Consider the following 9,376-nt stretch of genomic DNA (forward strand, 5'->3'; position numbering starts at 1 on the left):
CGACCAGCGCGCGCCGCCGTCGCTGCTGCGGTAAAGCAGAAGCGTCCCGCTGCTGGTGATGACGGGTTCGAGCAGCGCCTGCGGCGAGCCGGCGGGCAGCCCGAACGCCGACCCGGCCGGAGCGGCGATCGCGGACCGCTGCCATGTCCGGCCGCCGTCGGCGGTCCGGTACAGCGCTCCGCTGCACACGCCGCCGCCCAGCCAGCCGACCTCGCCGCCCGGCTCGAATCTGATCTGGCCGGGTTCCGGCAGGGCGGCTCCGCCGTGCTGGCCCCTGAGGCTGGCCACCAGGTGCCAGCTGGTCCCGCCATCGGTGGTGGCATACAGGAACTCCGCCGGCGCGTTGGCGATCGTGACCACGAGCCAGCCGCGGGACGGCGTGACGAACTGCGCGACGTCGGAGTCCCCGGCGGCCATGCCGTGGCCGGGCACGGTGGAGGCATGCCACGTGTGCCCGCCGTCGGTGGTCCGGTAGAGCGTCTCGGCCAGCGTGTTGACGTTGAAGACCAGGTACCAGGCGTCCTGGCGGCCGAGGAAGAACACGTCGTCGCTGGCGGTCCAGGCGGCGGTCTTCGGCCCGATGACGGCGAACGACCGGCCGTAGTCGGCGCTGGCCACCAGCCGCGCGTAGCCCGCCGTCACCGGCCCGGTGCCCAGCCCGGCCAGCCCGAAGCCGGGCCCGGACAGGTCCATCAGGTCGAACAGCTCCGACGGGCTGGCCGCCGCTGTCCGGGCGGCGGGCGGCGTGGCCGCGCCGGACCCGGCGGCCGCCGCGGTACCGCCCGGTCCCGTGGCGGACGGCTTGCCGCCTGCCGTGGCTGCCGACGCGCAGGCGGCGAGCAGCGCGCCGCAGCAGGCTGCCGCGATGATTGCCCGGCCGCGCGAGGTCACCGAGCCCCGGCTGCCGCCCTTCGTCGTACCAGCCCTGTCCATCCCGTCCTCCTGACGTGGTCCCGCTGCCTGTTATGACTGCGGAGCGGCAACCAGGGTTGGGCCCGACCGCGGCGAAGGCCGGGCGTCCCGGTCGGCGATCAGCGTGCTGGACAATACTCCTGTGATAGCGCTGCAGCCCGGCGGCGGCTGGCTGGTTCCCTCGTGACCGCACGCGCCGACCTGATCGTCGTCGGCGCCGGCCTGGCCGGCTCGGCCGCCGCCTGGGCGGCCTCCGCCCGCGGCATGTCCGTCGTGGTGCTCGAGGCGTTCGCCCCCGGGCACCGGCTTGGCAGCTCGCACGGCAGCGCGCGGATCTTCCGCCGCGCCTACCCCGACCCGCTGTACGTGCGGCTGACCGGGCGGGCGGAGCCGCTATGGCGGCGCCTGGAGGACGAGGCGGGCGAGACGCTGCTGCGGCTGACCGGCGGCCTCGACTTCGGCCCGCAGCGGGACCCGGAGCGACTGCACGCGGTGCTCACCTCCTGCGGCGTCCCCGCCGAGCTGCTGCCAGCCGCCGCCGCGGCCGAACGCTGGCCTGGCTTCTCCTTCGCCGACGCCGGCCCGGTCATGTTCCACGCCGACGCCGGCGTGCTCGACCCGGACCGCGCCATGGCCGCGATGCTCAGGCTCGCCGCGGCCCGCGGCGCGGACGTGCGCTTCGGCACGCCGGTCACGCACCTGGCCGCGGGACCCGGCGGCGACGGCGCGCTCGCGCGCACCGACAGCGGGACGTTCACCGCCCCGGTGGCCGTGGTCGCGGCCGGCGGCTGGCTCGCGCCGCTGCTCGGGGAGCTGGTCCGGCTCCCCGCCCTGGCGGTGACCCAGCAGCAGGCGTTCCACCTGGCCCCCCGCGACGCGCCGGGCGGCCCGTGGCCGGTCTTCATCCACGGGGACGGCGGCACCCACTTCTACGGCCTGCCCGGCGGGCGTGACGGCGAGGTGCCAGGCGCGGTGAAGCTAGGGGAGCACCACGCCGGCCCGGTCACCACGGCGGCGGGCCGCGACGGGGTCGTCGACCCGGCCGCCCGCGAGCGCGCGATCGCGTTCGCCGCCACGTGGCTGCCCGGCCTGGACAGCCGGCCGGTGAACGAGCTGACCTGCCTGTACACGACGACGGCGAACGAGGACTTCATCCTGGACCGGCAGGGCCCGTTCGTGGTCGCCTCGGCGTGCTCGGGTCACGGCGCGAAGTTCGCGCCGCTGCTCGGCGAGATCCTCGCCGGCCTGGCGGCCGGCGAGCCTGCCCCGGACCCGCGCTTCACCCTCGCCGCCCACCTCGCCCGCTGACAACCGGGGTCGCGGGCCGCGTCCGCAAGATGCGGGATACTTTCCCACCGTTTCCGGTGGTTTTCTATCCCCCATGATCAAGAAGGCCCTAAAACCGGGCAGCGCGGATGCTGCCGACGGGCGCCCCGCCGCCCATGACCACCGCGGTGGCCAGGTCGGCGGGCGGCTGCGCGCCGAGCCTGGCCAGGATCGCGACCGTGACCGGCGTGCGGGCCCGCGCCGCCCCGTCCTCGATCTTCAGCGCGGCCGCGCTGCCGTCCGGGAGCGCGAACGCGGCCACGCCCTCGGCGCCGCCCTTGAGCAGCAGCCCGGGAACCTCGGTCATCAGCCGGTTCTCGTCTCGGGTGGTGCCGCTCGTCCACTCGGGGAACTTGCGCATCGCGTCGGCGACCCGCCGTTCCGGCGTCCCCGGCTCCGCGAGCACCAGCGTGCGGAACGCGCGGGCCAGGCCGCCCAGCGTCAGCGCGAACAGCGGCGCGCCGCAGCCGTCGACGCCGACCGCGGCGACCGGTTCCCTGGCCAGTTCCTCGATCGTCTTCCTGATGTGGCGCTGCAGCGGGTGCTCCGGGTCCAGGTACGTGCCCGTCGGCCAGTCGTTGGCGATGCACGTCGCGAGCATCGCCGCGTGCTTGCCCGAGCAGTTCATGCGCACCGGCGACTCGGGCGTGTCGCCGTCCCTGATCAGCGCGCGCGCCGTCGGCTCGTCGAGCGGCAGCGCCGCCGGGCAGCGCAGGTCGGCCGCGGTCAGCCCCGCGACGTCGAGGATGTCGTGCACGCCCCGGGCGTGGAAGTCCTCACCTGAATGGCTGGCGGCGGCCAGCGCGAGCAGTTCGCCCTCGAGCGGCAGGCCGGCCCGGAGCATGGCGGTGGCCTGCAGCGGCTTGTTCGACGAGCGCGGCGAAACCGGCGTGTTCGCGCTGCCGGCGGTGAAGGCGAACGTGCCGTCGGCGGCGAGCGCGGCGACCGCGCCGCGGTGCCGGGACTCCACGAATCCGGACCGCACGACCTCGGCGAGCACGGGGTTCACCGAGGTCTCGCCCGGGGACAACTGCTCCAGGGTCACCCGCACATTATGGCCTGTCCTGCCGCCAGGCTCGCACCGCTAAGCTGGCACCTCGTGCGGGCAGTTGTGCAGCGGGTCAGCCAGGCGAGCGTGACCGTGGACGGGCGGACGGTCGGCGCGATCACCGAACCCGGCCTGCTCGTCCTCGTCGGCGTCACGCACGACGACACCCCGCGGCAGGCCGCCAGGCTCGCCGCCAAGCTGTGGGGGCTGCGCATCCTCGACGGCGAGAAGTCGTGCTCCGACCTGGGCGCCCCGCTGCTGGTGATCAGCCAGTTCACGCTGTACGCCGACACCGGCAAGGGCCGCCGCCCGTCGTGGGGCGGCGCCGCGCCTGGGCCGGCCGCCGAGCCGCTCGTGGACGCGGTCATCGGCGAGCTGAGGAAGCTCGGCGCGCGCGTGCAGACCGGAGAGTTCGGCGCCGACATGAAGGTGGCGCTCGTCAACGACGGGCCGGTCACGGTCATCATCGACATGTGAGCCGGCCGCGGGCAGCCGCCACGCCTCCGTTCTGGATCGCTATGACGAGCTCAGCCGGCCAAGACCTTAGCCTTTGTGAGCCCTGCCAGCACGCACTGCGGGCGGGCGAGCAGCGAAATCCGGTCAGCCGAGGCGAACGCGGAACGGCAGAACGACTTGGCCGCCGCCCCGCAGTAGTGCAGCGTCGCACCGCCGGTGGAACTGGCGAAGGTGACGTTCACGCACCCGTTCGCCGAAGGACCGTAGCGGTCGCTGCCAACCGCGCTCCACACCCCGAGCGCGACCAGAGCGGCGGCGACCACGCCGCTGACCGTGAACACGATCGCCTTTGCCCGGCGGGAGAGCTTGGGCCCGCCGGAGAGCTGGTCCGCGCCGAGGCGTGTCTTGCTGTACATGACCGCCTCATTGTAAGAGCTCCGGCGCGTCCTCCATGCCTGTGCGCGAAGCCCGATGCGGCGGGTGTTAGCGTCTGCGGTAACGCGGCTCGCGACGGAGCGTGCCGATCCCGATACGGAGGTGTGAACTGTGGTTACCCGCGACTCCCCCTGGCCGGCAGGGACGCCGTGCTGGGTCGATCTTGGTGTCAGCGACACACACAAGGCCATCGCCTTCTACACCGCGCAGTTCGGCTGGGATGTTCGGCAGGGCGGGCCGGAGACCGGCGGCTACTCGATCGCGTACCTGGACGGCAGGACCGTCGCCGGGATCGGGCCGAAGATGGGGCCGCCCGAGTCGCCGAGCGCCTGGACGACCTACATGGCCACCGAGGACGCCGACGCGACCGCGGCCAAGGTCAAGGGCGCCGGCGGCCAGCTGCTCACCGACCCGATGGACGTCATGGACGTCGGCCGGATGGCGATCGCGGTGGACACGACGGGCGCCGCGTTCGGCATCTGGCAGGCCCGCGCGCACACCGGCGCGCAGCTGGCCAACGCGCCGGGCACGGTCACCTGGAACGAGCAGATGAGCCGCGATTTCGAGGGCGCCAAGGCGTTCTACGCGGCGGTGTTCGGCTACGCGTACGGGGACATGAGCGGCGACGGGTTCAGCTACGCGACGCTGCTGCTCGACGGGCACGAGGTAGGCGGCATCGGCGGCTACCCGGACGACGCGCCGGCGGGCACGCCCGCGGCCTGGACGACGTACTTCGGCGCCGCCGACACCGACGCCGCGGTCGCGCAGGCGGTCAAGGCCGGCGGGCGCGTCATCCGTCCGGCCGCGGACAGCCCGTACGGCCGGACGGCGACGGTCACCGACGACCAGGGCGCCGTGTTCTCGCTGATCTCCATGCCGCCTGGCGAGTAGCCGCCGCGGGCGGCATCGTCCGGGAAGGGGACGCCGCCGCGCCGGGCACCGAGCCCGGACGCGCCTAGCCGACGCCTAGCCGACGCCTAGCCGACCGGCGGCGTCCCGTGGGTGTGGAACGACTCGATCGTCTTCAGGCCCCACGCCTGGCCCTTGGCGCGCTCGGCCTGCGTCCAGGTGATCGTCTTCCAGTCCGGCGCGAAGATCAGCCGCCCGACCGGGTTGCACAGCTCGATGCGGTTCCCGCCCGGCTCGTACAGGTAGAGGAAGAACGTCTGCTGAATCGCGTGCTTGTGCGGCCCGGTCTCGATGAACACGCCCGCCTCAAGCGCGATGTCCGCCGCGCGCAGGATGTCCTCGCGCGTGTCGGTACGGAACGCGATGTGGTGCAGCCGCCCGGCCGTCCCCGTCCAGTCGTCGGTGTAGACGACGTCGTAGCTCTTCTGCGCGAAGTGCGTCCACACCGCGGAGACGCGGCCGGTGTCGAGCTGGATCTGCTCGGTGATCCGCGCGCCGAGCTGGTCCACCATGAAGTCGCCGCACTGCGCAGACTCCACCGCCAGGTAGTTGACGTGGTCCAGGTTCCGCACGCTGACGCCGCGCGCCGGGTAGGCCTGCGCCTGGTTCTTCAGCGCGGGGGCGAGCTCGGCGGGGCGGGAGTCGGCGTACCACTGGGTCTCGTAGTACAGCTCCATCACGTGCCCGTCCGGGTCGTGGAAGGCGTAGGTCGGGCCGATCCCCGGGTCGCCGTCCTTCCAGCCGATCCCGCGCCCGCTCGCCTCGACGGCCTTGACCCGCCGCTCGAGCGCCTCGGGGCTCTCGGCCCGCATGGCGACCCGCGCGATGCCCGACGTGGCGTGCCCGGTCAGCTTGAGCGTGTGCCGCTCGTAGTCGTCCCAGGTGCGCAGGTAGGCCGAGTTCCCCTCGGCGCTGACCACCGTCAGCCCGAGCACGTCGGTGAAGAACCACAGTGACTTGTCGAACTCGGGGGTAAGGAGCTCGACGTAGCCAAGGTGGGCCACGTCGTGCAGGGGCGGTCGTGACATCTTCTCTCCTTTTTTATCCCGAACGATCCCGGCCGGCTCTCTCCGCCCAGATCTTGCTGTTATCTCGGGAAGACCGTGCCGTCGAACAGCTTGCGTGCTGTCCGCACCACGCCGGACCGCAGCACCGCGGGCGGCGTGGTCGTGGTGTCGAGCTCGACCTCGACGCCAAGCGCACCGCTGGGGTGCTCGATGCTCAGCCGCGAGCCGGCCGGCTTCGCGGCCAGGTCGCTGCCCACCGCGCCAGGGAGCATGACCGCGGTGCCCACGCTGACCGCGCCGAGCACCCCGATCGACTCGTGCACCCGGACGGGTATGAACGTGCGCGTGCAGATCGTCCCCCCCGCGGCCGGCGGGGCCACCAGCGAGATCTTCGGCACGGTGGTGCCGCTGACGTCGCCGAGCCCCATCGCCTTGCCCGCCTCAAGCCGCAGCTCCTGCACTCGCCTGTTCAGCTGCTCATCCGACTCAAGCTCGGCGATCGGCTCATAGCCGCTCTTGCCGAAGCTGCTCGCCGCGACCACGACGACAGGCATCCCGTTGTCCACGCAGGTCACGGTGATCCCGCCGAACACGTCCGTGACGTTGCCTGTCGGCAGCACGCTCGCGCCCGGGTTGGCGTCCTCGAAGTCGAGGACGACCGGTGACGCGGTTCCCGGCACGCCGTCGATCGCCGTGTCCCCGTCGTAGCGGGGCCTGCCGCCTGGCGTCAGGAACTTGGCGGTCACGATCCCGTCGGTGTTCACCATCCGGATGCGGACGCTGGTCTCCTCCTCGCCCGCGGGCACCAGCCCGCGCTCGACCGCGAACGGGCCGATTCCGGCCAGGATGTTGCCGCAGTTCTGCCGGTCGGTCACGATCGGCTGGTCGACCATCACCTGCAGGAACAGGTAGTCCACGGCGACCCCGGGCACCCCGGACCGGGAGACCACCGCGACCTTGGAGGTGAGCGGGTGGGCGCCGCCGATGCCGTCGATCTGCTTCGGGTCCGGGCTGCCCATGACCCGCAGCAGCAGGTCGTCACGTTCGGCCACCTCCTGCGGGAGGTCGCCGGCGAGGAAGTACGCGCCCTTCGAGGTGCCGCCGCGCATCAGCATGCACCGGATGCCGTCAGTCATCGCCTGGTCCTCCTAGCCCTGCGCCGGTCCTTCGCCTGCCCGCCTGGCGTATTCCGCGGCGGTGATGTACTCGACCTTGGCCAGCTTGGCGCGCAGCCCGTACATGTCCAGGCCGAGCTGCCCGTCGGCGAGCGCCTTGCGGTTGGTGTCCTCCTTGGCGACCCGGGCCGCCGACGCGCTCACCGCCGCGGCGACGTCCAGCCGCGGCACGCAGACCACGCCGTCGTCGTCGGCCACGATCGCGTCGCCCGGCCTGATCGTCTGCCCGCCGATCGTCACCGGCACGTTGACCGCGCCAGGCGTCTCCTTGACCGTGCCCTGCGCGCTGACGTTGGCGGTCCAGGCGGGGAACCCCATCTCGCGCAGTTCTGCGGTGTCGCGCAGGCCGGCGCCCATGATCAGGCCGCGCACGCCGCGGGCCGACACGGACGTGGCGATCAGCTCGCCGAACAGCCCGTCCGTGCTCGGCGAGGTCGTGGTGACCACGAGGATGTCGCCGGGCCTGGCCTGCTCGACCGCGACGTGCAGCATGAGGTTGTCGCCCGGCCAGCAGAGCACGGTCAGCGCCGTGCCGGCGATCCTGGCGCCGTGCTGGATCGGCCGGATGCCAGGGCCGAGGTAGCCGTTCCTTGCGATGGCCTCGTGCACGGTGGCGACACCGTAGGTGGCGAGCTTGTCGACCTGCGCGAGATCGGCGCGCGGCGGGTCGGTGACGACGACGTTCAGCATGGCTGTTCCTGCCCCTTACGTCCTTGTGGTGGAGGTCCCGTGGGCCCTGTTGTTGCGACCAACGTCTGCGGGGCCGCTCATGGCCCCGCGTCCGCGACTGCGGAGCCGTTCGCTTCCCCGGCTGCCCGCAGCTGCTCGATGACGCTGCCCAGATGGCGCCTGGTAGCCAGCTCGGCGTCGTGCGGGCGACGGCCGACGATCGCCTCGACGATGGCCAGGTGCTCGGACAGCGACTGTTCGGGCCGGCCGGGGCGCAGCGCGAGCTGGAACTGGTGGCGGACGATCTGCGCGTCCAGCCGCTCGAGCAGGCCAACCGCGACGGACTGGCCCGAAATTACCCCGATCTGCCTGTGCAGCTCCCTGTTCAGTTCCGAGTATTTCAGCGGGTTGCCATCGGAGACCGCGCGGGCCATGCTCCTGCCGAGTTCACGCAGCTGAGCCGCCTCGTCCTCGGTCACGTTCTGGGCTGCCTTGACCGCGCAGAGCGCCTCGAGCGCGATCCGGCATTCGGTGATCGCGACCGCTTCCTCCGGGCCGACCACGCGGACCCGGGCACCCCGGTTCGGCACCCGTTCGACGAGCCCTTCCGCCGTCAGGTCGATGAGCGCGGCCCGCATGCTCGCCCTCGTCACCCCGAGCAGGCTGGCGAGTTCCTCTTCGACAAGCCGCTGACCAGGCGCGACGTCACCGCTGAGGATGGCCTGCCGCAGCGCGGCGAGGGCGTGCGTCCGTGCGGGCTCCCCGGCCTGAGGGCCGCCCGGCGTTGGTCTGGGCATGGCCGGAGGCTACGAAATCGCCGCTGGATTGTCAACAATCTGGTCAAGCGCCCTGTCGCGCCACCCGATCCGCCGCCCGCGGAGTTGGCCCCCGCCACAATCACCGCTGCCTTGCGTTTACCGGCGGCGTCTGCCGATACTTGAAGGCGCTATGTCTGCCCGCCGGGAACTTTCGGTCCTGCTCAGGAAACCCGCCGCCTTAGCGGGCTGCGGGGTCCGCGTAGACTTCACGGACCCAGCAACGCCGGCGCACTCCGATCTGGGTTGCCCCGGCACGAGCGCACGACGGGAAGCATGACCTCATGGGCTGGTGTATGACCCCCGACCTGGATCGGTTCCTGGCCGCGGCCGGAAGCTACCTCAGGTCGACGTCGGCAGAGAACACGCAGCTGCTGTCGGCCGCCCAGGCCGCCCAGGCCGCGCAGGCCCCGCGGGCCGCGCAGGCCCCGCGGGCTGCCCAGGACAGGCCTGGCCTGCTGTTCGGCTGGTGGGAACCGCCCGAGGGGACCGAGCCGCGCGGGGCGTTCCTGCACGACCCGTCCGTCCCGCTGCTCATGGCCGGCCGGGCGCCGGAGACCGCCGCCGCGCTCGCGGCCGAGCTCGCCAGGGCCGGACGGGCGGTCGGCGGCGTCGACGCGCCGG

At 72.8% G+C, this 9,376-nt stretch carries 10 protein-coding genes and 1 pseudogene; 4 read left to right on the forward strand and 7 right to left on the reverse strand.

Features of this window, described 5'->3' with window-relative positions:
- Positions 1–933 (reverse strand): hypothetical protein (locus Q1N79_RS10720; RefSeq protein WP_300607667.1); only part of this gene is annotated, 933 nt, incomplete at its 3' end.
- 162 nt (positions 934–1,095) lie between these two features.
- On the opposite strand from Q1N79_RS10720, the gene solA reads away from it, so the two are divergent.
- Positions 1,096–2,220 (forward strand): N-methyl-L-tryptophan oxidase, encoded by a 1,125-nt coding sequence (gene solA, locus Q1N79_RS10725; protein WP_300607670.1) that lies wholly within the window; start codon positions 1,096–1,098, stop codon positions 2,218–2,220.
- Positions 2,221–2,308: 88 nt separating this feature from the next.
- Here solA and Q1N79_RS10730 read toward each other — a convergent pair whose 3' ends face one another.
- A complete protein-coding gene (locus Q1N79_RS10730; RefSeq protein WP_300607673.1) occupies positions 2,309–3,283 on the reverse strand; it encodes an asparaginase in 975 nt (324 codons plus the stop codon).
- A gap of 54 nt (positions 3,284–3,337) precedes the next feature.
- Between Q1N79_RS10730 and dtd the strand changes: the two genes are divergently transcribed.
- Complete coding sequence (gene dtd, locus Q1N79_RS10735) at positions 3,338–3,763, forward strand: D-aminoacyl-tRNA deacylase (RefSeq protein ID WP_300607675.1); 426 nt, start codon at positions 3,338–3,340, stop codon at positions 3,761–3,763.
- A gap of 50 nt (positions 3,764–3,813) precedes the next feature.
- Here dtd and Q1N79_RS10740 read toward each other — a convergent pair whose 3' ends face one another.
- On the reverse strand, positions 3,814–4,158 hold the full coding sequence (locus tag Q1N79_RS10740; protein WP_300607678.1) for a hypothetical protein: 345 nt from the start codon (positions 4,156–4,158) through the stop codon (positions 3,814–3,816).
- A 130-nt stretch (positions 4,159–4,288) separates the two neighbouring features.
- Here Q1N79_RS10740 and Q1N79_RS10745 point away from each other — a divergent pair, with 130 nt between their 5' ends.
- Positions 4,289–5,068, forward strand: a complete 780-nt coding sequence (locus tag Q1N79_RS10745) for a VOC family protein (protein WP_300607680.1) — start codon at positions 4,289–4,291, stop codon at positions 5,066–5,068.
- Between the two features lie 86 nt (positions 5,069–5,154).
- On the opposite strand, the gene Q1N79_RS10750 is transcribed toward Q1N79_RS10745, so the two are convergent.
- From Q1N79_RS10750 to Q1N79_RS10765, 4 genes are all read right to left on the reverse strand, one after another.
- Entirely contained in the window at positions 5,155–6,114 is a 960-nt protein-coding gene (locus tag Q1N79_RS10750) for a VOC family protein (RefSeq protein ID WP_300607682.1), read from the reverse strand.
- Between the two features lie 59 nt (positions 6,115–6,173).
- Positions 6,174–7,229 carry a 4-oxalomesaconate tautomerase gene (locus Q1N79_RS10755; protein ID WP_300607685.1) on the reverse strand — a complete coding sequence of 352 codons (1,056 nt, stop codon included), beginning with the start codon at positions 7,227–7,229 and terminating at the stop codon, positions 6,174–6,176.
- Between the two features lie 12 nt (positions 7,230–7,241).
- Positions 7,242–7,958: a 4-carboxy-4-hydroxy-2-oxoadipate aldolase/oxaloacetate decarboxylase gene (locus Q1N79_RS10760; protein ID WP_300607687.1), complete on the reverse strand. Its 717-nt coding sequence runs from the start codon at positions 7,956–7,958 to the stop codon at positions 7,242–7,244.
- A 77-nt stretch (positions 7,959–8,035) separates the two neighbouring features.
- Positions 8,036–8,734: a GntR family transcriptional regulator gene (locus tag Q1N79_RS10765; protein WP_300607690.1), complete on the reverse strand. Its 699-nt coding sequence runs from the start codon at positions 8,732–8,734 to the stop codon at positions 8,036–8,038.
- Positions 8,735–9,048: 314 nt separating this feature from the next.
- Here Q1N79_RS10765 and Q1N79_RS10770 point away from each other — a divergent pair.
- Positions 9,049–9,376: pseudogene (locus Q1N79_RS10770) on the forward strand (hypothetical protein); the annotation flags it as partial.

Origin of the sequence: Trebonia sp., assembly GCF_030042015.1 — a bacterium.
In the GTDB taxonomy this organism is placed as follows: Bacteria; Actinomycetota; Actinomycetes; order Streptosporangiales; family Streptosporangiaceae; genus Trebonia.

Bases quoted from the DNA above. Each gene is read 5' to 3' on its own strand.
- Q1N79_RS10740 (WP_300607678.1), bottom strand. From the start codon at position 4,158: ATGTACAGCAAGACACGCCTCGGCGCGGACCAGCTCTCCGGCGGGCCC.
- Q1N79_RS10750 (WP_300607682.1), bottom strand. From the start codon at position 6,114: ATGTCACGACCGCCCCTGCACGACGTGGCCCACCTTGGCTACGTCGAG.
- Q1N79_RS10755 (WP_300607685.1), bottom strand. From the start codon at position 7,229: ATGACTGACGGCATCCGGTGCATGCTGATGCGCGGCGGCACCTCGAAG.
- Q1N79_RS10760 (WP_300607687.1), bottom strand. From the start codon at position 7,958: ATGCTGAACGTCGTCGTCACCGACCCGCCGCGCGCCGATCTCGCGCAG.
- Q1N79_RS10765 (WP_300607690.1), bottom strand. From the start codon at position 8,734: ATGCCCAGACCAACGCCGGGCGGCCCTCAGGCCGGGGAGCCCGCACGG.